At 35.7% G+C, this 26,804-nt stretch carries 30 protein-coding genes; 21 read left to right on the forward strand and 9 right to left on the reverse strand.

Features of this window, described 5'->3' with window-relative positions; genetic code table 11:
* Positions 1-755, reverse strand: a 755-nt coding sequence (locus PHF25_03865; GenBank protein MDD4527158.1) for a hypothetical protein, incomplete at its 3' end; no start/stop codon positions are given.
* Positions 748-2,352: a hypothetical protein gene (locus PHF25_03870; GenBank protein MDD4527159.1), complete on the reverse strand. Its 1,605-nt coding sequence runs from the start codon at positions 2,350-2,352 to the stop codon at positions 748-750. The genes PHF25_03870 and PHF25_03865, both read right to left, overlap by 8 nt.
* Before the next feature lie 152 nt (positions 2,353-2,504).
* Here PHF25_03870 and PHF25_03875 point away from each other — a divergent pair, with 152 nt between their 5' ends.
* The gene (locus PHF25_03875; protein ID MDD4527160.1) at positions 2,505-3,800 is read left to right on the forward strand and encodes an aminotransferase class I/II-fold pyridoxal phosphate-dependent enzyme; all 1,296 of its coding nucleotides are present in this window, start codon (positions 2,505-2,507) and stop codon (positions 3,798-3,800) included.
* A gap of 2 nt (positions 3,801-3,802) precedes the next feature.
* Here the strand turns inward: PHF25_03875 and PHF25_03880 are convergent, their stop codons facing one another.
* Complete coding sequence (locus PHF25_03880) at positions 3,803-4,654, reverse strand: hypothetical protein (GenBank protein MDD4527161.1); 852 nt, start codon at positions 4,652-4,654, stop codon at positions 3,803-3,805.
* Between the two features lie 184 nt (positions 4,655-4,838).
* Between PHF25_03880 and PHF25_03885 the strand changes: the two genes are divergently transcribed.
* Both PHF25_03885 and PHF25_03890 read left to right on the forward strand, forming a co-directional pair.
* Complete coding sequence (locus tag PHF25_03885; GenBank protein MDD4527162.1) at positions 4,839-5,639, forward strand: hypothetical protein; 801 nt, start codon at positions 4,839-4,841, stop codon at positions 5,637-5,639.
* Between the two features lie 53 nt (positions 5,640-5,692).
* Positions 5,693-6,790, forward strand: a complete 1,098-nt coding sequence (locus PHF25_03890; GenBank protein MDD4527163.1) for an AI-2E family transporter — start codon at positions 5,693-5,695, stop codon at positions 6,788-6,790.
* Here PHF25_03890 and PHF25_03895 read toward each other — a convergent pair.
* The 4 genes from PHF25_03895 to PHF25_03910 form a co-directional block, all read right to left on the reverse strand.
* On the reverse strand, positions 6,774-7,385 hold the full coding sequence (locus PHF25_03895) for a hypothetical protein (protein ID MDD4527164.1): 612 nt from the start codon (positions 7,383-7,385) through the stop codon (positions 6,774-6,776). The two genes, PHF25_03890 and PHF25_03895, sit on opposite strands and share 17 nt — an antisense overlap.
* Before the next feature lie 104 nt (positions 7,386-7,489).
* Entirely contained in the window at positions 7,490-8,179 is a 690-nt protein-coding gene (locus PHF25_03900) for an NYN domain-containing protein (protein ID MDD4527165.1), read from the reverse strand.
* Positions 8,180-8,224: 45 nt separating this feature from the next.
* Entirely contained in the window at positions 8,225-9,865 is a 1,641-nt protein-coding gene (locus PHF25_03905; GenBank protein ID MDD4527166.1) for a hypothetical protein, read from the reverse strand.
* A gap of 84 nt (positions 9,866-9,949) precedes the next feature.
* Positions 9,950-10,363, reverse strand: coding sequence for a hypothetical protein (locus PHF25_03910; GenBank protein ID MDD4527167.1), 414 nt, complete (start codon positions 10,361-10,363; stop codon positions 9,950-9,952).
* Between the two features lie 124 nt (positions 10,364-10,487).
* Here PHF25_03910 and PHF25_03915 point away from each other — a divergent pair, with 124 nt between their 5' ends.
* The 18 genes from PHF25_03915 (at position 10,488) to PHF25_04000 (ending at position 24,905) form a co-directional block, all read left to right on the forward strand.
* Entirely contained in the window at positions 10,488-11,243 is a 756-nt protein-coding gene (locus PHF25_03915; GenBank protein MDD4527168.1) for a TrmH family RNA methyltransferase, read from the forward strand.
* Positions 11,240-11,401 carry a hypothetical protein gene (locus PHF25_03920; GenBank protein ID MDD4527169.1) on the forward strand — a complete coding sequence of 54 codons (162 nt, stop codon included), beginning with the start codon at positions 11,240-11,242 and terminating at the stop codon, positions 11,399-11,401. The genes PHF25_03915 and PHF25_03920 overlap by 4 nt, the downstream gene beginning before the upstream one ends.
* Positions 11,402-11,636: 235 nt before the next feature.
* Positions 11,637-12,167 (forward strand): DUF177 domain-containing protein, encoded by a 531-nt coding sequence (locus PHF25_03925; GenBank protein ID MDD4527170.1) that lies wholly within the window; start codon positions 11,637-11,639, stop codon positions 12,165-12,167.
* Entirely contained in the window at positions 12,139-12,327 is a 189-nt protein-coding gene (gene rpmF / locus PHF25_03930) for a 50S ribosomal protein L32 (protein MDD4527171.1), read from the forward strand. The genes PHF25_03925 and rpmF overlap by 29 nt, the downstream gene beginning before the upstream one ends.
* 16 nt (positions 12,328-12,343) lie before the next feature.
* Positions 12,344-13,372 carry a phosphate acyltransferase PlsX gene (gene plsX, locus PHF25_03935; GenBank protein ID MDD4527172.1) on the forward strand — a complete coding sequence of 343 codons (1,029 nt, stop codon included), beginning with the start codon at positions 12,344-12,346 and terminating at the stop codon, positions 13,370-13,372.
* Entirely contained in the window at positions 13,359-14,351 is a 993-nt protein-coding gene (locus PHF25_03940; protein MDD4527173.1) for a ketoacyl-ACP synthase III, read from the forward strand. Before plsX ends, PHF25_03940 begins: the two co-directional genes overlap by 14 nt.
* A 27-nt stretch (positions 14,352-14,378) precedes the next feature.
* Positions 14,379-15,539 (forward strand): acyl-CoA dehydrogenase family protein, encoded by a 1,161-nt coding sequence (locus PHF25_03945; protein MDD4527174.1) that lies wholly within the window; start codon positions 14,379-14,381, stop codon positions 15,537-15,539.
* Between the two features lie 11 nt (positions 15,540-15,550).
* Positions 15,551-16,336, forward strand: coding sequence for an electron transfer flavoprotein subunit beta/FixA family protein (locus PHF25_03950; GenBank protein MDD4527175.1), 786 nt, complete (start codon positions 15,551-15,553; stop codon positions 16,334-16,336).
* Positions 16,333-17,328 (forward strand): electron transfer flavoprotein subunit alpha/FixB family protein, encoded by a 996-nt coding sequence (locus PHF25_03955; protein MDD4527176.1) that lies wholly within the window; start codon positions 16,333-16,335, stop codon positions 17,326-17,328. Before PHF25_03950 ends, PHF25_03955 begins: the two co-directional genes overlap by 4 nt.
* A 4-nt stretch (positions 17,329-17,332) precedes the next feature.
* A complete protein-coding gene (gene fabD / locus PHF25_03960; protein MDD4527177.1) occupies positions 17,333-18,247 on the forward strand; it encodes an ACP S-malonyltransferase in 915 nt (304 codons plus the stop codon).
* A 56-nt stretch (positions 18,248-18,303) separates the two neighbouring features.
* Positions 18,304-19,041: a 3-oxoacyl-[acyl-carrier-protein] reductase gene (gene fabG / locus PHF25_03965; GenBank protein ID MDD4527178.1), complete on the forward strand. Its 738-nt coding sequence runs from the start codon at positions 18,304-18,306 to the stop codon at positions 19,039-19,041.
* A 28-nt stretch (positions 19,042-19,069) separates the two neighbouring features.
* On the forward strand, positions 19,070-19,309 hold the full coding sequence (acpP, locus tag PHF25_03970; protein ID MDD4527179.1) for an acyl carrier protein: 240 nt from the start codon (positions 19,070-19,072) through the stop codon (positions 19,307-19,309).
* Positions 19,310-19,364: 55 nt separating this feature from the next.
* Positions 19,365-20,339, forward strand: coding sequence for a nitronate monooxygenase (locus PHF25_03975; GenBank protein MDD4527180.1), 975 nt, complete (start codon positions 19,365-19,367; stop codon positions 20,337-20,339).
* Positions 20,336-21,586 (forward strand): beta-ketoacyl-ACP synthase II, encoded by a 1,251-nt coding sequence (gene fabF, locus PHF25_03980; GenBank protein ID MDD4527181.1) that lies wholly within the window; start codon positions 20,336-20,338, stop codon positions 21,584-21,586. The genes PHF25_03975 and fabF overlap by 4 nt, the downstream gene beginning before the upstream one ends.
* 52 nt (positions 21,587-21,638) lie before the next feature.
* Positions 21,639-22,211, forward strand: a complete 573-nt coding sequence (locus tag PHF25_03985) for a ribonuclease HII (GenBank protein ID MDD4527182.1) — start codon at positions 21,639-21,641, stop codon at positions 22,209-22,211.
* 80 nt (positions 22,212-22,291) lie between these two features.
* Entirely contained in the window at positions 22,292-22,636 is a 345-nt protein-coding gene (locus PHF25_03990) for a YraN family protein (protein MDD4527183.1), read from the forward strand.
* A 77-nt stretch (positions 22,637-22,713) separates the two neighbouring features.
* Complete coding sequence (gene pta / locus PHF25_03995) at positions 22,714-23,715, forward strand: phosphate acetyltransferase (GenBank protein MDD4527184.1); 1,002 nt, start codon at positions 22,714-22,716, stop codon at positions 23,713-23,715.
* Positions 23,709-24,905 (forward strand): acetate kinase, encoded by a 1,197-nt coding sequence (locus PHF25_04000; GenBank protein MDD4527185.1) that lies wholly within the window; start codon positions 23,709-23,711, stop codon positions 24,903-24,905. The genes pta and PHF25_04000 overlap by 7 nt, the downstream gene beginning before the upstream one ends.
* Before the next feature lie 157 nt (positions 24,906-25,062).
* Here the strand turns inward: PHF25_04000 and PHF25_04005 are convergent, their stop codons facing one another.
* Complete coding sequence (locus tag PHF25_04005; GenBank protein ID MDD4527186.1) at positions 25,063-26,145, reverse strand: LptF/LptG family permease; 1,083 nt, start codon at positions 26,143-26,145, stop codon at positions 25,063-25,065.
* 8 nt (positions 26,146-26,153) lie between these two features.
* The coding region (lptB, locus tag PHF25_04010; protein MDD4527187.1) for an LPS export ABC transporter ATP-binding protein at positions 26,154-26,804 on the reverse strand (651 nt) is incomplete at its 5' end.

Here is a 26,804-nt window from a genome sequence, read left to right on the forward strand (position 1 = left end):
GCATAACGAAGAGAACCAAGATTTTTTTTGCCCAGACTTATTGGAAAATCAAATCCAAGAGCATATCCTGTTTTGCTTGCTCCACAATTAAGCATAATACTATCATTTACCATGATAGAAATACCGGAATTGTATTGGATTTTTTCGCCAGTTTTTCTAATAAAGCTTAATTTATTAGACCACATAACTTGGTTCCAGGGAACAAAATTGAACCCCAAGGCAATGGTTGGCGGTAAGTCATCATCTAAAGTAGCATTAGCGTCTTTAAAGAAATGTTCTAGTGTAAGGCCAAAGAAGAGATTACTTTTTTGATCTAGGTAGCTCATTCCAAGCAAGGTTGACCAAGAGGATGTATCTACTCCACTGTTAGCAATTGTGATGGTTTGATAAGTTATGCCCCAAGAAAAGTTTTTGTTGATTTTAGAGCCGTATCCAATTAGGCCAACTTTGATGTTTTTGGAAGTGGCTAGTTCTTCTCTGCGCATTTCACCAAATCCAAATCCGTTTATTATCATATAGTTTAGTGCATGTGACTTTGTTTTAATCCCTGTTGTGTCGATACATTGATTGCTGATAGCAAATTGTGTTTGAGGAAGGAAAGAAGGATTAATGAGTAGAGCCTCGTGGTTAGTGACAAACGAGATATTGGATTTTCCTGAACTAATGTCTGAGACGCTTGTTAGATTATAGGCAAACCCAAACGATAGCAAGAAGGAGAAAATAAAGATAGGGAATAAATATTTTAGTTTAATCATTTGCGCCTGTGGTTGTGACTGACGGAGAAATTAATTGTATTAAATCCGGCACATTTAGAGTATTTAAGCTGTCATCAGGGGCAATGACTTTTTCATATTGGCTGTTTTTAATAATAGAATTAAGTAATTTTTTTAGATCGGCATCTTCAATTTTGGAGACAAAGAATTTTACATTATTAAGTAGCTTCGAGGCTGGCTGGCTACTAGTAAGTGTTTCTGTTTGCAAGATAATATCTTCTAGTAACAATTTAACTGCTTCAATTTCTTGGGAAGATCTTGCTTTTTGTACTGACGTAGCAAAATTTTCTTTTGCTTTATAGACAGAAGCAAGCGTTTTTAGTTCCAGCATAAAGGACTGAAGATAGTTATTTGAGCCATAGAACTTATTAATTAGATTTACGTTTTGTTGGAATAAATCATCAAGGGCATAGAAGTCACTTGTACTTTTAATGGAGAGATTTTTGTCTAAAGCGGAAAGCATGTCTGATAAATTATCTTTTGTCATATTTCTATTAATAAAATATAAAATATCTTGAACTTCAGCAAGAGTTATTTGATTTTTGGTTACATCTTTCAGTTGCAACAATTGCGAGAGGGCAGAAACTGCTTCTTTAGAAGGCACTGTTTTTATTAAACTTTTTGCTAACAAGACAGCGTCATTATTCAGCTGGTAATCATTGTCTTTAAATGTTTGAGCAATATGTTTTAGGTTGGATTTGTTAATGTTTTTTTCTAAATGTTCTATAATAACCTTTTCATTTTTAGTGCTTGTTGTTGCTTGGCTAATCAGGAAACTATAGGTTTTTGGGTCATTGAGGTTGAGAAAAATCTTTGTAAGGATTTCTTGTTCTTTGGGTGTGATTGGTTTTGAAATTGATAAAAGAGGTTCAATGATTTGTTTGTCGCTGATTAGCTCCATAGATTTAATAAGACTTTGTCGGTCAAGAACATCTTTGGATTGTAGTAAAGAGAGTAAGAAATCTAAAGTTTTAGGTTGGTTATATAAAGCAACAAATTGATAGTAACTTAGTAGTACGTCTGAGGACAAGTTCAATGTAGCGCCTTTGTTTTTTTGTTCTTTTAGATCATTTATGTAGTGTTTTGATGCTTCATTATATTGTAAAATTATTTTTGTGGTTATTTCTTCCGATTCTAATTCAGCAAGAGAGTTAGCATAATATTTTTTTGCAGCTAAATTAGATTTTTCTGCTAGACCAGCCAAGATAATACAATTGTAATCAGGAGTATTATTATAAGCGATGATCATGTCACACATTAACAATTTAGAGTTACTGTCTTTGTTTGATAAAATCTCATTTTTTAGTTCAGGAACAATAGTTTGAGGCTTGAGCTTTAAGATTCTTTTTTTAGCTTCTTGTTTCGTATCAAGAGAGTAAGATCCCGGATCGCCTTTAACTATTTCCCAATAAAGCTGCGTAGCTTCTGGTAATTTGTTGTTTTGTTCTAGGAGCTCTCCTTGCTCTAAGGTTACTTGGCAACCAGTTAAGAGTAAGGTTGATACAATTAGGAATGTAGTTAAAATTTTTGGAATTACTCTCATTTTTTTCTTGCCCCCTTCTTCAGTTACCCTTTTCATTATATTTTATTTACAAGGAATAACAAAACAAAAATCAAGCATTTAAATTGTAACTAGTAAAAGCATAACGATTGTGTGTTAATCTTGGCTGAAAATTATCGGACACTAATAGTACTGTATGATATAATTTTAAAAACTTGAAGGAGTAGTTAATGGATAATCAGGCATTAGAGCTCAACCAGACAATTCAGAAGAACAACGCTACAGTTTATGAATTATTAGGTGACAAAGGGAAGAACGCTTATTTCCCAAAGTCGGGTATTCTTTCTCAAGCAGCACAAGCTAGTGGCAAGAAAATTAATGCTACCATAGGTATTGCTACTGAGGATGATGGTTCCCCCATGAGACTAGATTCTCTTACCAAAAACATTGGTTTAGCGCCTGAAAAAGTTTTCCCCTATGCCCCTAGTTATGGGAGACCAGATATAAGAGCAAAATGGCAAGAACATATTTATGAAAAAAATCCTTCACTTAAGGATAAGCCAATAAGTTTGCCAGTTGTAACAAATGCTTTAACTCATGGTCTTAGTATTATTGGTCAAATGTTTTTTAATGAGGGCGAAAAATTAGTTCTTTCCGACCTCTATTGGGAAAACTATGGCCTTGTTTTTGAACAACCGTTTGGCGTTAAGTTTGATTTAATGAATACTTTTAGTGGAGAAGGTTTAGACCTTGAAGCTTTTGAGGCGAAATTATCAGTAAAAAAAGCCGGGAAAATAGCTGTTTTATTGAACTTTCCTAACAATCCTACAGGTTATACTCCAACCGAAAAAGAAGCGCTGGCAATAGTTGATGTAATAAAAAGATCCGCGGATAAGGGTAATAAGTTATTAATTATTTTAGATGATGCATATTTTGGACTGGTTTATAAAAAGAATATTTTTAAAGAGTCTTTGTTTGCTCAGCTAGCAGATTTGCATAAGAATGTGTTAGCAGTAAAGATAGATGGTCCAACAAAAGAGGATTATGTTTGGGGTTTTAGGGTTGGGTTTATTACTTATGGAATCAAAGATGGAGACAAGGAATTATATTCTGCTTTAGAAGCCAAGACAGCTGGGCTTATTAGAGGGAATATTTCTAATGCATCTAATTTGTCACAGTCACTACTTATGACCGCTTATAGTTGTCCAAACTATGCTAAAGAAAAACAAAAGAAATTTGAGATACTAAAATCAAGATATGAAGTTGTGGTGAAGGAGCTACAAGATAAAAAAGAATATGCGGAGTTTTTTACAGCTCTACCGTTCAATTCTGGATATTTTATGTGTGTTGACCTGGCTAAGGGAATAGACGGTGAGGCATTGAGAAGACTTTTGTTGGACGAGTTTGGCACAGGAGTTATTTTGTGTGGAGGGGTAATTCGTATTGCGTTTTCTGCAGTTCAAAAGAAATTAATACCAGAGCTTTTTGATAATTTATATCAGGCTTGTAAAAAGCTAAGTAAATAACTTTATTTTGCTACTTTAGATAATTTTCTTAAAGAAAATAAATAAATTACGCCAGCACCCAAGGCAAAAGTGCTTATTACAATTGAAGCAAATCCTCCAATGATAGGGAATAATTTAACAATAGAGATGGTGATGATTCCTAAAATGGTTTCCCAAAGCATAGGAATCCCTTTTATTCTAAATAACCCAGCTATTTTTTTCCCAATAAGTTGATAGATAGCCACTGTTCCTAATAAGACAATAATGATTAAAGCAACAAAGAAGAGCGGGACAAGGGTTATTCCTAGCAAAGATATTAGTAAAAGAAAAGTGATAGGAAGAATAAGCAAAGAGGTAATAATGCCAAATCCTAAAGTTTTCCAAGGAGTTGATTCCGCTACAAAAGAAATACCACCTATAGTTTTTGGAAACAACATTACAGCCAATAGAATTAAAATGATAAAGGAGAGAGAGAAAACAGGGCCAATAAATTTGAAAATTTTAGGCGCTTTTGGTTCATAGTATTTCCAGGAATTACTTATTTTCATTACTTGGTCAGAAGACATAGAGGTAATGCCCCCTGCAATTTGAGTGCCTCTTGATTTATTTACTGTGCCACCGATAACAACAGTTTCTCCTTTAATGATGGCGTCTCTGCCCAGGGAAAGATTGCCATTAAGTAGGAGAATATTTTCTTCAACGGTGCCATTTAGCGTGACGTTTCCATTGATACAAACTATATTTTTTACAATCTCGTCTTTTCCAATATCAAGGTTCTCGCCATTTTTAAAGATATTAATATCAGTAAACCCTTGTAGTAACAATATAGAAGTTAGAAAGAAGCTTGTGATTAAAATTTTTTTGAATTTGAACATGTTAATCCCCCCAGATTATATAATTAAAGATCGTAATAATTTTGTGTCCTTATAGATTCTATTATAGAATACCATTAAGGGGAACAATTATAAATACAATTAAATGGGAATCTCGAATTATTGATACGATATTATTATAAGTCCTTTTTGAAAAGGATTAGTTGTGTATTAAAGAGGAAGCAAAATGGAAATAGGTAGTATCAATATATCAAACACACCTCATATACAGATAGATTCAAGGCGAGAAGAAAAGGATCTTGATAGGCCAAACTTTAAAGATTTTTTACCCAACCCAGACGTTACTATCATAAATAGGTCTGAGGAAGTTCGCGATGGGGCAGCTGTTGTTAATGAAGTTAATGAGAATAAAATTATCCTTAATCAATATCGAACTACTTACAATCTTTTATTGGGACAGAAGGAATCTTTTATCAAAGAAGTTAATTTAATGCTGGGAGAGTCAGGCAGAACGTATTTGCATACTTTTAATGAAGACGTTCCCTCAAAAAACGAAATGCTTGATAGAATAATACCAGAAAGTTTTAAAAAGAGAGTATTAGGTTGGGCGCTTAATTATAAGTTGTATGTTGTTGTTGAGATGCTTAACCCAAATTTTTCTATAGAACACAAAAAACAAGTACGCAATATTTATTTAAATAATGTGAAACAAGTTTTGGCATATTCTTTTCATGATGTACATTGGGCGCAGGTTGTTGATGATATTCGTGAGTCCATTAGAAGCACAGAGATTGTTTACTATGAAAAGAAGCTAATCACGTTAAAACAGAAGATTGTGAAGATAGGTGAAACAGTTAATCAGAGAGAGAGAATGCAAGCTTTAAGTATGACAAATAAGTACATTGCGGAATTTGCGTCTAATTATTATACTGGAACTTTTCCTGTTAATGACCATAGTATGGATCGCTTAAAACAGCTAGTTGAGTATATTAATAAGCAACATGCGATGCATTTAGAAATAGTTTAAATATATCTAGGTTTTATTCATAAACTTTCTTATAATGTTACTAGAGGTACTTTATGAAAAAACTTAGCATACCGGATTGGTTTTTCTTTTTTTTGCTGATAGTTCTTACCATGGCTTTCTACAAAATTTTATCGCCGTATTTTATCGATATTTTCTTGGCTGTGATTTTGGCACATGTAATGAGAGGTGTTTTTTCTTTTTTATGCAATAAACTAAAGTTCAAGCAATTAGCTGCTGCCTTAACAGTTCTGGCTATTTTGTTAATAATAATAATTCCAATTATAGTTATTGGTGTGATACTGGCTAATGAGCTTGTTAAAATTTATGCAACAATTATGATTTCCATTCCCAAAGCACAAGTGATTATTGATAAGTTTAGTGAGATATATTTTTTGCAGCCTTTGTTTGAGAGTGGGTTACAGATAAATGTTATGCAAGAGTTAACAAATGTTCTGCGAGGTTCTGCCGGTAATATTGTTAATCTTACCAGTCAGATTTTGATAACAATTAGTTTCAATATTTTTCATTTGTTTATAATTTGTTTTGTTATTTATTTTTTATATACGGATGGAGATATTCTTATTAAGAAATTAATGTATTTATCACCATTAGACGACAAAGAAGAGCAACGGCTTATTAATGAAGTAGTTAATATAACAGATGCAACTTTACTGGGAACTATGTTTGTGGGTGTTTTGGAGGGGATTTATGGAGCTTTGATTTTTTATTTGTTTGGAATAGGTTCTCCCGTCTTTTGGGGAGTTGTAATCATGCTTTTGTCTGTGATTCCAATTGTTGGAGCAATTTTTGTGTTAGTTCCGGCTGGAATTTTTTTGATTGTTTCTGGCAAGTGGGTTGTGGGGTTGTTGGTTATAGTTTTGGCGTATGTTGGTACAACAATCACGCAAAGTTATATTAAACCTATTTTTGTTTCTAGGCGTGCTGGTCCACATCCAGCAATTATTTTTCTATCAACATTGGGTGGATTAGCTTGGTTTGGACCAGTTGGGTTTATTATTGGACCAGTGTTTGCTTCTTTATTTATTGGTGTTTGGAATCAATTTGGGAAAAAGTATAATAGAGAACTAGAACTCTGGAATAGAGGAGAAAGCGCGGATTTCGAAGAGGTCGTTCCTAACGACGTGTATTAAGTATATTCATTTTAATTTTTTTAAGTTGATATTTTTGTTCGTTGATTGTCATGTTTTTAGGTATTTGTACTCCTTTTTCGTTTTTATAGTTAAAGTAAGTGGCCAGAAATTTTTCCGTAGAAATACTAGATATTAATCCATTCTCATTTAAGCTGATGTCAGCAGTTATGATTTGGCTTTCAAACGCTATTAAGTAGAGCTTGTCTTTAGCTTGGATATGCATATGTCCAAGATAGCTTGGTATATAAGGCAAAAAGAGGGTTTGGTACATTAGTTTTTCATTGTTTATCTGTTTTGTCTTTTTTGTTTGCAAGCAGGAGAGTAAGAAAGAGCGTTCTTCAGTGTTTCCGTAAAGATAACTAGTGGCAGTTTGATGAAGAAAGTTTTTTTCCAGTTGGAAAAAAAAGGGTTTGTCTCCTAATAAGCTTATTGTAAGAGAATTGTCTGTGCCAGTTAAGGTTAGGTCTGTAAAGGTTATTTGTTCTATCTCACCATTAACAGAATTATTAAAAATTTTGTAAACACTGTTGTCCGTGAAGGATAATTTGCGGTTGTAGTTTTTGTTATGTTCATAGATTAATTGTGCTTTAGACATTTTAATAAATTGTTTGTAATTGTAGTGAAAGTAGCTTGGGAAGAAAAGGCACACACAGGCAACAAGAATGATTGGTCCTAACCATCTGTTGGTTTGCATATTATTTATTGATTATTTCTGCTTACCCTTTTGTTCTTTTGATTAGGGTTAGGGCAGACAGAATAGAGCCCATCAATATGTTCGAATAGTTGATCATCAATGTGTTGCCACATGGGATCTAGTATAAAATCAATCCCTTCTCTTCTCGCAACTTTTGCTGCTGGCACAAAGTCGGCATCTCCTGCTACTAGAATAATCTGATCAACTTGTTTTTTGTAAGCAAAGGTTGAAATATCTAGGCCTATTTTCATGTCTACGCCTTTTTGTTGAAGGTCAAAATAGAAGTCATCGTCTGTTAACGACTTAAAGTCATTTGCTCCACTTAATAGTCCTTTAGTTAGCATGGGTTTGATTAGCCAACCATAACCAGTTTTTAGTTCTCCTAATCTTAAAACCATTTTTCTTGTTTTTTTAAGCTCATCATAAAGTTTCATTTTAAATTGTGCCAAGGATGTTTGGCTAAAATCAATTACCTTGCCAGAGATAGGAGTTTTTTCTTTGTTTATGTAAGGGAAACAATCGTAGTAGAAGATTTTTAACAAATCAAATTCAAATTTCTTTTGAAACTCAGAACAAATATTAGAGATGGTTTTGGTTACTTTATCGGCTCCATCTTCCATCGGAGATCTGCCATAAACCGCATAATATCTTTTTAGAAAAAACCCACCATCAATAAGTATCGCTGTTTTAGTCATGCTTTTATTATCAGGGTAAAGGAGATAAATGTAAACTAAAAGCTATTATTTATTGTTGTCATCTTTGGGGAACTCGAGGGTTCTGCAGTCTACACCTGAATCAAATTTTAACAAAGATTTTTCAGCTGGGTCGAAAGAAAAACTATCTAGTGATCTTCCAGTAAAATAAATATTATTAATTCCAAAGTGTTTGAATATGCTAGCAACAATATTATTTAGTCTAGGGAAATTGCTTCCATTTGTAATATAGAAGGTTCCTGAGTTACCGGTGCCCATAACGCCATTCATGAAATTAATGTGCTTGGCTGGCAGGTTCAAGGTTTTTTTGCTATAGAAGACTCCTGGTACCTTTATGACGGTAAATCCATATTCTGTTAGTTTTTTATAAGTTTCTTTGTAGACGTTTTCATGCTTTTTCCCCATTGCCTGCGCGTGTTCTAAAAATGAAGAATAGTAGTTTTTTTCCTCAGTAGAAAGGTTGTTTAATTTGAGTAATGCTGTAAGTAGCTTGACTGATGTTCCCCAGTCATTGATAAAAATTTCTCCATTGAGTCCAGGTCTCAGATATGTGTCTATGTGTAATCCCATTTGAGGTATAAACAACATTTGTTCAGGACGAATATTTAAATCTGTTGCCATCATTTCAAAAGTTTTTTGGTTTATTATTTCCCTGATTCCTGTTTGACCAGCAACTGTTTTTGCTTCTAGTAATTCATTGTAAGTCACATAGTTTGTTCTAAAAATAGCATTATTAATATCAAAAGAACTAGCACCTATTATTATAACCTTTGAATTGTCTGTACTAGTAGCGGTTAAAATGTTACCTCCTTCAAAATAACTTTTTCCTTCTTTTATAGAGTCTTGATTTAATTGTTTCATGTCTTTAGCTAAAACGCCATCCATCGCAGAACCCATGCCTCTGTGGTAGTCGACGTGTTGCTTGTCAGTGAAGTAAGTTGGAGCAGAATAACCGTAGGCGTTTTTAATTTCGGCAAACACATCTTTTGAAATTGGTGTCACTCTTGAAGAATCACTTAAAACAACCTGACTGTCTTCAGGATTAATTGATATTTTTGTTTGAATAATTTGTAATTTAAACCCTTCTAGTGTGGCTATTGTTTGCATGTCTTTGTTGTATTCTTGAGAAAACTCGTTTTTATTATTTTCTGTCATTACGACTGATCCTATTAATCTTTCTGCAGATTCTGTGAATGGTCCAGGTAAAGGGTTTTGAAATGAGACCGGTCCCTTTGATCTTACTATTATGTCTTTTAGTTCTATCCCTAGTTCGTGTAGTTCCTTAATGTCTATCAGATTTGTGGTTGAGAACCGCAAAGATACTTGCTTGTTTTTGAAGTCATCTTTTAATCTGCCTATGGCGTTTTTTAGGTAAATTTTATCTGATTCCGAAAGTATCACTTTATCAATTACGCTACTTATTACAAGAATTGCCTTTAACGTTTCCTTGGGATTGAATTTATCAAAATTAACATTAGCCTGATATTTTTTTTGAAGAGTCGTGCCTGGGTTAACTTTAATATTAATGGATTTATTAGTAAATGATATCTCAATTTTGTCCTCATATTTACCAAATATTGTTGCTATGAACTTGAATTTTCTTTGTTGGATGACCTCATTATTGCCTGTAGGGGGGGGTGTTGTTTTATTAATGTTATTTATTGTCACAGCTTCTCCTTTTGTCTATTAGTATTAAATGTATCGAATTTAGAAATAAAAATTCCCGCCTTTTATTTTAAATGTTTGGCATGTTTAAAAAATATCAATCAAAGAGGTGACGTTAATAAAACTAGCGTCATTAGCTCCTTGCATTATTTGCGAGAATTTGGGCACGTCAGTTATTACTAATGATGTCGCGACTGCTTGTACAACTATGTCTTCTCTAAAGTATGGCGCTGCCATAACCGCGCCACAAACAATTTTGTCAACTTGTTCTGGGTGAGCAGAAATAGTTTCAGCAAGCATTTTTAATAGTGCTGTTCTTATATCCTCTGGGTTTTTGTTTAATAATTCTGTGACTGCCACAAAAAGTATTAATTCTGCATGTCCTGGATATTTGTTAAGATATTCTGTAACAATTTGTGGAGGTTGTTGTAAGGAATGGGAAATTTCCTTGAAAAGTGTTGCTAGATTAAATTGACTATATCCAATGATTTTATGGTGCATAAATAACTCCTTCTTTGTAATTAATAAATTGTCGTAAAGAAAATATTTTTATCCCATTAATTTGTCCTTCTTTTTCCCTCTATTCACTATTTACGATTTTTGATTAACTATTTACTATAGAGCTATGGAAAAAATAACCAGCACGCAAAACGTGAAATTTAAGAATTTATGCAAATTACGCTTAAAAAAATATCGAGATGAAACATCTACTTTTTTGGTTGAAGGCGAAAAGGAAATCAATCTTGCCTTAAAGAATGAGTTTATTTGCCAAGAGTTGTGGGGATTAGAAGAAAAGCTTTCTTTATTAAAAGAGGATGTTCCTAAATATATTATTAGTATAGAGATGTTTGAGAAGATTGGTTATCGCGAAAAAACAGAAACAATAGTTGGAGTTTTTCAGAAAAAAGATAGTGACTATAAATTAAGTCGTGCTAATTGTGTTCTTGTTTGTGAAGACATAGAAAAGCCGGGTAATATAGGTGCTTTGTTTAGAATTGCGGATGGGGCTGGTGTTGAGGCAATAGTTTTTAATAATCAACAAACGGATATTTATAATCCCAATGTTATAAGGAATAGCGTGGGTACTTTTTTTAGTGTTCCGTTTTTAATTTTATCTCAAGAAGACGCGTATAAACAATTTATTGATGCAGGAATCAAAGTATTAGTTGCAACGCCTGAAGCAACAATAGTTTATCATCAGGCAAAACTTTCGGATAAGTTCGCATTAGTTGTTGGTAGTGAGCATCATGGGGTTTCTGAGTTTTGGAAGAAGCAGGCCAATATTAATGTCTCAGTACCGATGCTTGGACAAAATGATTCCTTAAATTTGAGCGTCAGTGTGGCGGTCATCCTTTATGATAGGATAAGGCAGTTATTATGAAAAAAGGTTTTATTTCTATTTTTTTGTTAGCAGTAATGGTGGGTCTATTAATAATTTCTGCATATTATACAGAGATGCTTTCGGTGAAGAAGAGAAATTTGCTGATGCAAAAAGATTCCTTGGTTAAAGAAGTGGAAGAGTTTAACAATTTACAATAACTTTGATTAATTATCCTTCCCTTTTTAAGAGAAGGTGCCGCGAACCGGAGCGGAAGCGACTGGTGCATGGCGGAAGGGTAAAACCCTAGATACAAAACTTATTAACTCTATGGTAATATAAACCCTCTCTTTTAGGCGATGTGTTGAGCCTGTCGAAATAAGAGGGTGGCGACATTGTAGTATTTAGGAAGTTCTTGGCTAATTACGCCGGGTGAGGTTTGGAAGGGTGAGTTTTATGAAAATTGATATTAATCCATTATTAGGTGCTGTTGGCGCGAGCTTTGAGGTTGATTTAACCGAAAAGCTGTTTATGGACTTAGGCGAAGATTTCGAAATTAAAGGGCCCGTAACTTTAAAAGGCACAATAACAAATACTGGCATGGGGCTTATTGCCAAGGGTAAGTGTGTTACGACTGTTTTAATGGAATGTGCAATATGCTTAAAAGTGTTTGAAGAAAAATTATCCTTAGATTTTGAAGAAAGATTTATCGATGAGTCGCAAGCTTTTTTCCCTCCAGACAAAGATCATGAAATTCAAGAGGACGACATCTATTTTACTTATAGCTCTGATTTATCTCTAGATTTTTCTGAAATGATACGTGAAATAATTATTTTAAATTTGCCAATAGCTCCTAAATGTGATATAAATTGTCAGGTTAAAGAGCAGGAACAGAAAAAGACAATTGATCCAAGACTTGCTGTTTTGGCAAAGTTAAAAAAGAAGACGGAGGACTGTAATGGCTGTACCAAAGAAGAAAACAACTAAAGCAAAGAGAGATCAGCGACGTGCTCATTGGAAAGTAACAATGCCCGAGATTTCTACTTGCCCAACCTGTCACGCTGAGGTTAGACCTCATCATGTGTGCACTGCTTGTGGTGAATATCAAGGAAGACAGATATTAAAAAAACAAGAAACTACGAACTAAATAGAGAATATTTCCTATGAAGATAGCAATAGACGCAATGGGTGGAGATTTCGCTCCTAAGAATGAAGTTATGGGTGCAGTTGCAGCAGTCAAAAATGATTCTCAGGTAGAAGTCGTATTAGTAGGTGATGAGCAGACACTGAAGGCAGAGCTGGCGCTTCATGGCTCACCAAAAAGAATTACTATAGTTGATGCTAAAGATAGAATCTCCATGAATGAACAACCGACTCAAGCAATAAAAAAATCAACATCATCATTAATGGTTGCGATTCAACTTCTGAATAATGGTCAGGTGGATGCTTTAGTTTCCGCTGGGAATACTGGGGCGGTTCTTGCTGCTTCTATTTTTAAAGTAGGTAGGATAAAGAATGTCGATCGACCAGCGATTGTTGCTGTTTTCCCAACCATGAAAAAACCAATTGTTGCCCTAGACCTTGGAGCAAATGTTGATTGTAAGACAAAGCATTTGGTTCAGTTTGCCAAAATGGGTTCGGTGTATGCACAGCACAGATTTGGCATAGAAAGACCAGAAGTGCGGTTGCTTAACATCGGGGAAGAAGAACACAAAGGTAATGAGCTCACTACGGAGACGTATAAATTATTAAAAGAGGATAAAACTATTAATTTTGTTGGCAACCTTGAACCTTCTCATTTGTTGGCTGGATATACAGATGTTGTGGTGTGTGATGGTTTCGTAGGTAATATTGTTCTTAAGCTTGGAGAAGGATTTATTTCAACAATTTTTAAAATGATTAAAGGTACAATTAAGAGAAGTCTTATGGCAATGTTTGGCGCTATTTTTATGTTGCCAGCACTTAGGAAAATTAGAAAGAAATTTGATTATGATGAGTTTGGGGGAACGCTTTTATTGGGTGTAAAAAAACCAGTCATAAAAGCACATGGTTCTGCAAGTCCGAAGGCATTTAAAAATGCTATCAGGGAAGCAGCAATTATGGTTAGAGAACAAATAGTGGAGGATATTGCCAAGATACTATCAGAGAATAGTGCTGAGCAGGGGGCAACGAAAGAAAATGGAACAAAATAATTACGGAATAATTGGTTCAGGTTCGGCTATACCAAAAAAGAAACTAAAAAACGATGATTTTCAAGCATTAGGATTAGAAACAAACGATGAGTGGATCGTATCTAGAACTGGCATTAAACAACGTTATATCTGTGAGGAAGAAACAACAGCTTCACTTGCAATAGAGGCTTCACGAAAAGCAATAGAAAATGCAGGAATTGATAAAGAAGAGATTGATTTAATTGTGGTTGCTACAACTACTCCTGACTATCCATTGTTTCCTTCAACAGCTTGCTTAATTCAAAAGGAGTTAGATATAAAGAAGGTCGCTGCCTTTGACATTAGTGCTGCTTGCACTGGTTTTATTTGTGCGTTAGATGTCGCGGCGAGCATGATGAAGTCAGGGTTATATAAAAAGGCCTTAGTTGTTGGTGCCGATACCTTGAGTAAATATTGCGATTGGACAGACCGAGCAACTGTTGTTCTTTTTGGTGATGGTGCTGGAGCTGTAATCCTTAGTCAAGTTGAAGAGGGCTATGGTTTATTAGCCACTAATATCGGTGCAAAAGGACAAGATCATGATAAGTTGATAGTGCCAATTGGTGGTTCTAAAGAAGCTCTTAATAAAGATAACCTGGATAATCCATTAAGATATATTCAAATGGACGGTAAGGCTATTTATAAATTTGCTGTAAATATTATTGTACAACTGATGGACGAGGCGCTGGAAAGAGCAGGGCTTACTAAGGAGGACGTTACCTTCTTGATCCCTCATCAGGCTAACAAACGAATGATCGATTACGCTCAGGAGAAGTTAGGATTGTCTGATGAACAAGTGTATGTTAATATTGACCGGTATGGTAATACTTCCAGCGCATCTATCCCAATAGCAATTAACGAAGCCATGAGCAAAAATCTCCTTAAAAAGGGTGATATCGTAATTACTGTTGGATTTGGAGCCGGACTCACCTACGGGGCAAATGTTATTAAGTGGATATAAAAACAATATAAAAGCAGGAGGAAAAAAGTGGAATATTTTTTAACAGACGAGCAGAAAATGATCGTAGAGCTTTCTAGAAAGATCACGAATGAATTCATAATTCCAGACAGAGCAAGATTAGATCAAGAGGAGATTTTTCCAACAGAAATCCTTAAGAAAATCGCAGACGCTGACCTTTATGGTCTATATATACCAGAGGCATACGGAGGATTCGGTGGTGGAGTAATGGATTTCATTCTAGCTGTGGAAGAGTTCAGCAGAGGTTGTATTGGGGTGTCAGTATCTTTTGCAGCGAATGCATTAGGTATTTATCCAGTACTTGCTTTTGGCACTGAAGAGCAAAAACAAAAATACCTTCCAGCCATAGCGGCAGGAAAATCGCAAGCAGCCTTTGGTTTAACAGAGGCAAATGCTGGTTCAGATGCTGGTGGAGTTCAAACAACGGCAGAACTTAAAGGTGATCATTATATATTAAATGGGACAAAGCAATGGATAACAAACGGTGGAGAAGCAGACACTTACACTATTATTGCAATGACAGATAAAGCAAAGGGCGCTAGGGGCGCATCTGCCTTTATTGTTGAAAAGGGAACAGAAGGTTTTACTTTCGGTAAGAAAGAAGACAAATTAGGAATCCGTGCTTCTGCAACAAGAGAACTAGTATTCCAAGATTGCAAGATTCCGAAAGCAAATTTATTAGGCAAAGAAGGACAAGGTTTTATCGTTGCGATGAAGAATCTTGACCATTCAAGGCCTGGTATTGCTGCTCAAGGTGTTGGGTTGGCTCAAGGTGCTATGGACGCTGCTGTTAAGTACTCCAGAGAAAGAGTGCAGTTTGGTAAGCCAATTTCTGCTTTCCAAGCTAACCAACATAAGATTGCAAACATGGCTACAGAGATTGAAGCTGCGAGATGTTTGTTATATCAGACAGCCAGAACAATTGATGCTGGAATTAAAGATTTCTCACAAGAATCAGCAATGTGCAAATTATATGCAACAGATGTTGCTAATAAAGTAGCAAATGAAGCGTTACAGATTTTTGGTGGATATGGCTACATGAGAGAGTATCCTGTAGAAAAGATGTTCAGAGATGCAAAAATACTTCAGATTTACGAAGGCACAAATGAAATCCAAAGAAACGTAATTGCTTTGGATGCAATCAAAAAGAGTGCTAAACAAGACAGATAGGGGGAACATTAATGAATATTGCAGTTTGTATTAAACAGGTTCCTGATTCTGATAAGGTTACTATCGATAGGGAAACCAATCGTTTGAATAGGACCGGAGTTCCAAGTGTAATCAATCCATTTGATGAAAATGCAATTGAATTAGGGTTACAACTTAAAGATAAACATGGCGGAAAAGTTACCGTTATAACAATGGGTCCACCACAAGCAGAACAAGCACTTAGGGATTGTATAGCAGTTGGTGCTGATGAAGCATACCTTATTACTGATAGAAAGTTTGCGGGAGCAGACACATGGGCTACTTCCTATACATTAAGCCTTGCTGTACAAAAAGCGGGCGACTTTGATGTTGTACTTTTTGGCAAACAAGCTATTGATGGAGACACTGCGCAAGTAGGTCCTGGCGTAGCATATTTTATGGATATTCCTGTGATTACTTATGTTAAAGAAGTTGAAAAAACTGAAACAGGATTTAAGGTAAAAAGAGTTACCGAAGAAGGCTACCAGCTATGGGAAGTTGATGGTAAAGCTGCGTTTACTGTAGTAAAAGAAGCAAATACTATGAGGCTACCATCTCTTAAAGGAAAAATGAGAGCAAAAAGTGCCACTATTACAACTTGGGGTGCCGATGATATTGGTGCTGAAGAAGAAAAAATTGGTTTAAAAGGTTCTCCAACAATTGTTAGAAAAGTTTTTTCTCCACCTATTAAAACAAATAGAGAGATAATAGAAAATGAAGATCCGAAGCAGTCTGTAAAAGAACTGCTAGGTAAGTTGAAGGAGAGGAAAATACTATGAGCCCAAAAGAAATTTGGATTTTTGCTGAACAAAGAGAAGGTGTTCTAAGTAATGCTACTTTAGAATTACTTAGTGAAGGACAGATTTTAGCAAATAAAGCGGGTTATACTTTGTGTGCAATGCTATTGTCAGCTGACGATACTAACCTTTTACAGCCACTATATAATTATGGTGCGAAGAAAGTTTATTCAGCAGTAGATAAAAAACTTGCCTATTATCAGAACGACTATTATTCCAAAGTGATTTCAGATCTTATTAATGAATATAAGCCAGAGATTGTTTTATATGGTGCAACTAGCGTTGGGAGAAGTTTAGCTCCTACTATTGCTGTAATGGTATATGCTGGGTTAACAGCTGACTGTACTGAGTTAGATTTTGATACTGAGCAAATGTTGCTTTTACAAACAAGACCAGCCTTCGGTGGTAATATTATGGCGACAATTCTTTGTCCAAATCATCGTCCACAAATGTCTACTGTTAGGCCAAATGTTTTCAAGAAGAAGAAGCTTGGAGAAAAAGAAAAAGGCGAAAAGATAACCGTTAAAGTGGATCTTTCTAAAGTAAAAGAAAGAATGCGCTTAATAGAAGAAACTATTGAAGAGATGGATGTTGTTGATCTTTGTGAAGCAGAATTTATTGTTTCCGGAGGAAGAGGCTTGGGTAGTCCTGATAATTTTTTTAAAATACAAGAACTAGCTAAAGAATTAGGTGCAGCAGTTGGTGCTTCACGTGCCACTGTTGATGCTGGCTGGATAGCGCATTTCCATCAAGTGGGTCAAACAGGAAAGACCGTGTGTCCTAAAGTTTATATCGCTTGTGGCATTTCTGGTGCAATTCAGCATTTAGCTGGGATGCAGAGTTCAGACTTTATAGTTGCTATCAATAAAGATGCTCAAGCTCCTATTTTTGATGTTGCAGATATTGGGGTTGTTGGTGATTTGCATGAGATAGTGCCTGAGCTTACTGCTCAAATTAGGGCTTTAAAGAAGTAAAAAAATGAAAACAGCTTTTATTTTTCCTGGTCAGGGTTCTCAGTTTGTAGGGATGGGGAAGTCTCTTCTAGATGCAAATAAAGATTTCTTTGCTGAGCACAGAGCAATAATCAATGAGGTTTGTGGTGCTTCTTTTTTAGAAATTATGTTGGAAGGACCTATTGAAGAACTTAGTCTTACATTTAATACGCAACCAGCATTGTTTATCGCTTCAGCATTAGTAACAGATATTTTAAAAAAAGCTAGGAAAACTCCTCAAATTGTTGCCGGACATAGTCTTGGTGAATATTCAGCTCTTTATGCTGCAGGTGTTTTCGATTTCCGTACGGGTCTTACTTTAGTTAAAAAACGTGGAGAAATGATGAATAAAGCAGTTCCTGCGGGAGTAGGAACAATGGCGGCAGTTATGGGATTAGATCCTGAGAAAATTGAAGCAATAGTTAAGTTTCAAGGTGTTGAAGTAGCGAATTATAATAATTCAGCACAGATTATTATTTCTGGTAAAAAAGAAGATGTCTTGAAATGCTTTGAGCCACTACAAAGTGCTGGGGCAAAAAGAGTAATGGAACTGAATGTAAGTGGTCCATTCCATTCCTCGTTAATGCGTCCTATGGCTGACGAGTTTTCAAAGATTATGGACAGCATGCAGTTTAATAATGCAGTAATCCCAGTAGTAACTAATGTAGATGCAGAGATGACAACTGAAAGTGGTCAATTTAAACAGAAGCTAGTTAAACAGCTCTACTCTTCAGTTTACTGGATGCAGTCAGTTGAAAAAATGATTAGCCATGGTGTCGAAAAGTATGTAGAATGTGGCGCTGGTAAGGTTCTTGCTGGAATTAGCAAAAGAATCGCAAAAGATTCTGAGGTTTTGTCTATTGATAATAGCGAAGATTTGCTAAAATATACTGAGGGGTAAACCAAAGTATAATTAATGCTGAGCTTGTCGAGGCATAGAGTAATGGAGGAGAAAATATGAGTTTAAAAGGAAAAGTTGCAGTAGTTACAGGTGGAGCCAGAGGAATTGGTAAAGCAATCGCGATGGAACTAGCTTCCAGAGGTGCTGATATAGCTATTTTAGATATGGCTAGCAGTGAAACACCAAAAGAGCTTATAGCTGATTATGGAGTTAGGTCTATTGATGTTATGTGTAATGTAGCTGATGAAGCAAGTGCTGAGAAATCCATAGAAGAAGTTATTGAAAAGTTAGGTTCTGTAGACATTCTTATCAATAACGCAGGGATTACTAGAGATAATCTAATGTTACGTATGAAACATGAAGAATGGGATGCAGTTATTAGTATCAACTTAACGGGTGTCTATAATATGTGTAAAGCTGTTGTTAGACCAATGATGAAAGCTAAATCAGGCAAGATAGTTAATATTGCTTCTGTAGTTGGTCAAATGGGTAATCCAGGACAGGCTAATTATTCAGCAGCAAAAGCAGGCGTGATTGGTTTAACAAAAACAATTGCAAGAGAATTTGCTAAAAAGAATATTCAAGCAAACGCTGTTGCTCCTGGGTTTATTGACACAGACATGACCAAGAAACTTTCTCAAGAAGTGGTTAATTATTTTATAAGTAATATTCCTACAGGTACGTTTGGTACTCCTGAGGATGTTGCAAAAGCAGTAGCATTTTTGAGTTCTGCTGATGCGAATTACATAACAGGACAAGTCATCAATGTTGATGGCGGTCTTGTAATGAGCTAAATTTTTAAATAATAAGGAGGTGAAATAAATGAATGAACAAGAAATTTATGAAAAAGTAAAGGCAGTTGTTGTAGAGCAGTTAGGTGTTAGCGAAAGCGAAGTCACAAAGACGGCTTCATTCGTAGAAGATCTAGGTGCGGATTCTCTGGACAGTGTGGAGTTATTAATGGCTCTTGAAGAAGAGTTTGGGACAGAAATTTCTGATGAAGATGCAGAAGGTCTTAAGTCAGTGTCAGATACAATTACTTACATCAAAGGTAAGCAATAAAAATATTTATTTCCCGAGATGACGACGTTGTCTCGGGGGAAGTTATGAGAATAATATGGAATTAAAACTATTAAAAATAAAAAATTTTAAGCCTGTGCTTCCTATTATCCAGGGTGGGATGGCAATAAGAGTTTCTACTGGTAATTTAGCAGGAGCGGTTGCAGCGGAAAACGCAGTTGGAATAATCGCTGCATCAGGAATGGAACATGACGAGATAATAAAGGAAGTAAAAATAGCGAGAGAAAAGGCAGGAGGAAAAGGACTGATTGGCGTTAACATAATGATAGCAGCAACAGAATGTTTAGACTTAGTTAGAGCATCATTAGAAGCTGCCGTTGACCTTATTTTTGTAGGAGCAGGATTTTCGAAAGAAGTTTTTAAAATTATCAAGGAAAGCGGACAAAATGTTGCTATTGTTCCGATAGTATCTTCTGCTAAAGCAGCAAGATTATCTTTGAAGCTAGGTGCGGACATGGTAGTTGTAGAAGGCGTAGAAGCGGGCGGTCATTTGGGTACAGATAGACCAATGAGAGAAATCTTAAAAGAAGTTGTAGAAGAAATTAATGGCGAGATACCAGTACTTGCAGCTGGTGGCGTTTTGTATGGAAAAGACATTTGCGAAGTTATGAAAATGGGAGCTAGTGGAGTGCAAATGGCAACTAGATTTGTCATGAGTGATGAATGTAATGCTGATAGAAAATTTAAAGAAATGTATCTTAAATATGGGGACAAAAAAACTGTTAAGTTTATGAGTCCAGTAGGTTATCTTGGTAGAGCTATTCCGAATGCTTATATGGAGAGGGTTACAGGTGGAGCGATTAAGGATCGTTGTACTCATCTTTGCTTAAAGTCCTGTAGTAGAAAGTTTTGTATTATTGAATCTTTAATTAGGGCACAACAGGGTGATGTTGAAAACGGTATTGTGTTTGCAGGAGAAAGATTTAATGAAATTAAAGACATTTTGCCAGCAAAAACAATAATAAAAAACTTATTAGCGGAGATTAAAAATTGTTCGGAGGCTGCAGCATGACAAAGAAAAGAGTAGTAATAACAGGACTCGGGGTTGTTTCTCCGTTAGGGAATAATCTGCAGACAACATGGGATAAATTACTTGCGGGTAAAAGTGGCGTCGTTTATTTAGAAGACGAAGGTTTTACTGATTTTCCAACAAGAATTGCTGGGACAGTGAAAGATTTTAATCCAGACGATTTTGGCATTAACCCAAAAGATGCAAGAAGAATGGCGAGATTTTTACAGCTTGCTGTTGCTGCCTCTAAAGAAGCAGTCGCAGATTCTGGAATAGATATCGCGGCGAATCCTGAGATGATAGGTGTTGGAATAGGTTCTGGTGTTGGTGGTATTGATATAATGGCAGAGAATGCGATTGCCTTACACGAAAGAGGTGTCAGAAAAGTTTCTCCTTTTACAGTTCCTATGATGATTAATGATATGGCAGCTGGAATAGTGAGCATCGAAACTGGTGCAAAAGGGCCAAATTTTTGCGTGACTACTGCCTGTGCTTCAGGCACTCATACAATAGGGAGTAGTTATAAGTTTATCCAAGATGGCCAAGCAGTTGCGATGATTACAGGTGGTTCAGAAGCTGCAGTAACTCCCTTAGGAATGGCAGGATTTTGTGCAGCTAAGTCACTTTCTACTAGAAATGATGACCCAGAAAAAGCAAGTAGACCATTTGATAATGACCGAGATGGGTTTGTCATGGGTGAAGGTGCCGGAATTCTTGTTTTAGAGGAATTAGAGCACGCAAAAGCTAGAGGTGCAAAAATTTATGCTGAACTAGTTGGGTTTGGTGCTTCAGGAGATGCTTACCATTTAACAGCTCCTCCAGAAGACGGCAATGGTGCTGCTAGAGCAATGAAGATGGCTTTAAAAGATGCAGGGATTGCTCCTGAAGAAGTGGATTATATTAATGCGCATGGAACTTCAACAAAGCTGAATGATCAACAAGAAACGAATGCTATTAAAACAGTTTTTGGTAAAGCAGCTTATAAAGTAATGGTTGGTTCAACTAAATCTATGACTGGTCACCTATTAGGTGCAGCTGGTGGAATAGAAGCAGTATTTGTAGCGAAGGTGCTTGAAACAGGTCTGGTTCCTCCAACAATTAATTATGATACTCCCGATGTTGAGTTAGGTTTAGACCTTGATTACGTACCAAATGTAGTTAGAAAAGCAGATGTTAAAGTGGCTATGTCTAATTCTTTTGGGTTTGGTGGTCATAATGGTGTTATTGTTATGAAGAAGTACGTTAATTAATTCGATTCTTTGTGGTTTGATTGCCGACTGAACAAGTGATACGATTGAGCCAATGAACAATTACGTTATTGGTATTGATGAAGCGGGCAGAGGAGCTTTGGCTGGACCAGTGGTTGCGGCTGCAGTTATTTTTTCAAAAGAACAAGACATCTCAACATTTAAAGATTCAAAAAAACTAACCCACACTCAACGAGAAAATATTTATGAGCATATTATTTCTGAGTCTTTGGCAATTGGTATTGGGGTAGTTCATCACGATGTGATTGATAGAATCAATATACTTCAGGCGACTTTTGTGGCTATGAAGAAAGCTGTTTTAGGCACAGGCTTATCTTCAAGGATTATATTAATAGATGGAAATAAAATTATTCCTGGTTTTGATAATAAACAAAAATCAATAATTAAGGGTGATGATAAGGTGCCGCTTATTTCTGCTGCTTCTATTGTTGCGAAGGTAATAAGAGATAGAATCATGTGCGGATATGGTAAAGTTTATTGCGAATATGGCTTTGCTCAGCACAAAGGATATGGTACAAAGCTACATTATTCAAATATTAGTAGAGTTGGGCTTAGCAAAATACATCGACGGTCTTTTAATACATCAGAGCAATTGTCCTTATTTTAAATTAGAGTATCTTAGAGGCTATTTTGTTGTTTGTAATAAATTATTGTGGAAATTATTGAATAGTCGCTTATAATTTAAACATGAGTGTAAGTATAGGCGCGCAAGGTGAAAAAATAGCCGAAAAATATTTAATGTCAGCCGGATACAAAATATTGACTACAAATTATCATTCTTATTATGGCGAAGTTGACTTGATTTGTAGCAAAGACGAAACAATAGTTTTTGTTGAAGTAAAGAATTATAAGAAAGATAGCCTGACAACTCCCTATCAAGCAGTTAGTTTTTCCAAGCAACAGAAAATAATTAAGACAGCTAAAAAGTATCTAATGGAAAACAAGCTAGACGATGTGGCAGTTCAGTTTGATGTTTTGATTATAGAAAGAGGCACGGTGATAGATCATCTAGAAGGTGCCTTTCTTGTTTAAAATACATTTATTTAATTGCATGTATTCTACTGGTTTGTAAATTGACTAAATATACTTAAAATAGTACGATTTTTAGTATGAAATTATTAGCAGAATTTTTAAACAAAGCAAAAGCAAAAAAAGCAAAAATTGTATTACCAGAAACAACAGATGAGCGTATTATTGAAGCAACAAAAAAAATTATCGTTCAAGAAATTACCCATATTATTTTAGTTGGAGATAGAGATAATCTTCAAAATAAATTTTCAGATTACGAACTTTCCAAAATAACAATTTATGATCCAGTTCAGGATTCTGTTATGACTGAAAAACTGGCCAACGTTCTTTATGAAAAGAGAAAAAATAAAGGGATGACAATAGAAAAGGCGATAGAAGAGGTTAAAACAAAACCTTATTATTTTGGTGCTTTATTGGTTAATATTGGTGAAGCTGACGGAATGGTTTGTGGAGCAGTTTGTGCGACAGGAGAAACCATCAGAGCGACAATCCATTGTGTTGGATTAAAACAAGGGAGCAAGCTCATTTCTAGTTTTTTTGTGATGGTAACTCCCAAAGAAGAGTTCGGAATAGATGGCACGCTTTTCTTTGCAGACTGTGGTGTTAACCCCAATCCAAACGCAGAGGAGTTAGCTAGTATTGCAATCGATACGGCTGCTTCTTTTAAACAGCTAATGTGTCGTGAGCCAGTTGTAGGAATGCTTTCATTTTCTACCAAGGGTAGCGCTAAGCACGAATTGGTGGATAAGGTTGTACAGGCAACGGACATTGTTAAAAATGCTAGGCCTGATTTGATTGTTGACGGAGAGTTTCAGCTTGATGCAGCGATTGTTCCTGCTGTAGCTATTAAAAAGGCACCTGGCAGTAAGGTTGCAGGTAAGGCTAACTGTTTAATATTTCCTGATTTACAAGCCGGGAATATTGGTTATAAATTAACAGAACGTTTGGCTAATGCAGTTGCTATTGGGCCAATAATTCAAGGTGCGAAGAAACCAATCAATGATCTCAGTAGAGGATGTAGTGTTGACGATATAGTCTACGCAACAGCAATTACAATACTGCAAATAGAACCAGAATGTTAATCCTTGTATTAAATTGTGGTAGCTCTTCAGTAAAATATGCCTTATACGATTGGGATAAAAATAAATTAATTACAAAAGGAAACTTGGAAAGAATAGGACAAGAAGGTGGTTATTCTTCGCATAAAGAAGCCATCGAAAACATGTTGCTTGGGCTTGCTGAGGGTGAAGAAAAGGTAATTGAGAGCATTAAAGACATCAATGCCGTTGGACATAGAGTGGTTCACGGTGGAGACAAGTTTAATAAATCGGTTCTTATTACAACTGAGGTTTTAAATGTAATACGAGATGTTGCTGCTTTAGCACCGTTGCATAATCCACCGAATATTGTGGGGATAGAATCTGCAATGGAAATCTTGCCTGGGGTTCCTCAGGTTGCAGTTTTTGATACTGCTTTTCATCAAACTTTACCACCTGAAGCTTATATGTATCCCGTTCCCTATGAATGGTATGCAAAGTATGGGATAAGAAGGTATGGATTTCATGGTTCTTCTCATTTATATGTTAGTAAACGGGCTGCAAAATTTTTGGGAATAGCAAGCAAAGATGCTGATTTGATAACTTTGCATATAGGCAATGGAGTTAGTTTTACGGCTATTGAAGGCGGAAAATCTGTAGATACTTCTATGGGATTTACTCCATTGGAGGGAGCAATGATGGGGACAAGATCTGGGGACATTGACCCAGCGATTGTTGGATATATGTCAGAGAAGCTAAGTCTATCAGCTGCTGATACCATCCAGATACTGAACAAAAATAGTGGTCATTTGGGTATTACAGGTAAGTATACAGATAGAAGAGATGTTGTCGCTGCTATGGCTGAGGGTGACAAAAGAGCACAGCTGAGTATGGACATGGAAATTTATAGAATAAATAAATATATTGGTGCTTATATGGCGAGACTGAACAAGGTTGAGGCAATTGTTTTTACCGCAGGTGTTGGTGAAAACAATGCTTACATTAGAGAAAAAGCAATGGAAAGTCTTGAAAATATAGGAGTTAAGCTAGACAAAGAAAAGAATAAAATTGTTAATAGTAAATATGGTGAAGCAGAAATATCCGCAATTGACTCACAAGTAAAGGTTCTTGTAATACCAACAGATGAAGAAGCAGTTTTAGTAGAAGATGTTGCTGCAATTTTACAAGGAACCTATGATTTCCATTGGAATTACAAATATAGGTTTGAAAGCTAGAACACTCCTTCTGGCTTCCCACAAACGATGTTACCGTTATTTCTTGAATGAAAGGTTTTGTTTTAGAAATATTTGGAACATAAGTCTCTCTTTCAGGAGAGACAACTATACGTTTAATAAATATAAGAATGTTATTCTATTTAGTTGGAGAGGCTGGCTATTGTTTGGATTTTTGTAAAAGTAAGAAAATTCCTAATATTCCTACAAGAGTATTTGGCAACCAAGCTGCCATTATAGGGTGCAGAATATTAACTATTCCTAGCCATTCACCCAGAGCCATTAGTATGTAATAGAGCATGATTATTAATAAGCTAAAGCCAATGCCAACTGCATTGCTTTTTCTTTGAGGGTTTAACCCTAGAGGTGCACCAAGTAGCATAAAAATTAAGCAAGCAAAAGGTAGCGCAGTTTTAGCATAAAGTTCAACTTGCATTTTGAGTATATTTTGTCCTGTTTTTTCTTTCTTTTCTATTTGTGCTTTAAGTTGTCTAAAACTTAGTTGGTCAGCATTGCTTTTATCAATAATAATATTGATATCTGTTGGGCTAATTTTCATGTTAATTAGCTCTTGCTCGAATAATATTCTTGTTAAAGTATCTGCCTTTTTATTGAACATATAGAGTATGCCATTATTGAAAACCCATCCTTGACCAGCTACAAAATTAGCTGTTGCGGCAAAAACAACACGTTCTAAATAACCATTATCAAATTCTGTAACAGTCACATCTTCCATAATGTCTTTATACATTTTGCTTGCATTAACAGTACGTTTTAGCTGACCATCTTCATATTGGGGGATGTTAACAGCAGTTCTAATCATGGGACTGAATTCATTTTTAGCTTTGGCAATACTGTATTCAACATATAGATTGGCTTTTGGTACCAAAGATTCACTAAAAAACATTGTTAAAAGAGAGATCATTAGTCCAAATAATAAGGCTGGAGCTACAATTCTGATTAGATTGACACCTGCTGACCGGAAAGCAGTTATTTCATTGTTGCTGGATAAACCACTAAAGACTTGTAGTGAAGATAGAAGTATTGCCATCGGGAATGTGTACACCATGACTTGTGGTAGTCTGGCGGCGAAAAGTGATAAGGCAACAGGAAACGAGATACCATAACTACTAGCTTCTCTAACTAGATTAGGAATAATTCCGACTCCAGAAAAAATGGAAGTGAAGGCAATAATTCCAAAGAGGAAAGTTTCTGTAAGTAACCCAAAAATGTATGAGTCCATGCGTTTCATTAGATTTTAAAGTCTTGCCCCAAATAGAACTTTTTGGCGATTTCATCTTTCGCGAGCATTTTAGATTGACCTTGGGTTAAAATTTTTCCTTCATGAAGGATATAAGATCTATCAGTAATTTTCAGTGTTTCTCTTACATTATGGTCGGTAATGATTATGCCAATCCCCTTTTGTTTGAGATGCAGAATAATTTCTTGGATATCTGCTATTGCTAAAGGGTCTATACCAGCAAAAGGCTCATCAAGAAGAATAAATTTAGGATTGGTAGCCAGCGCACGCATGATTTCAACTCGTCTTCTTTCGCCACCAGAAAGAACATAGGCTTTTTCTTTACGTAGTCTTTCTATTTTCATTTCTTGCAATAGCCCAACTAGTGTTTCTTCATATTTTTCTTTAGGGATTATTTTTAGCAATTCCCAAAGCATGTAAACGTTTTCTTCCACAGTAAGTTTTCTGAAAATAGAAGCTTCTTGTGGTAAATAACCGATTCCAAGTCTTGCTCTTTTATACATTGGTAAACGTGAGATGTCTTGTTCATCTAAAAATATCTTACCAGAGGTTGGTTTGATTAAGCCTGTTATCATATAAAAAGTTGTTGTTTTCCCTGCACCGTTGGGGCCTAAAAGACCAACTATCTCGCCTTGATTAAC

The organism is Candidatus Margulisiibacteriota bacterium, assembly GCA_028706105.1.
Taxonomy (GTDB): domain Bacteria; phylum Margulisbacteria; class Riflemargulisbacteria; order GWF2-35-9; family DYQY01; genus DYQY01.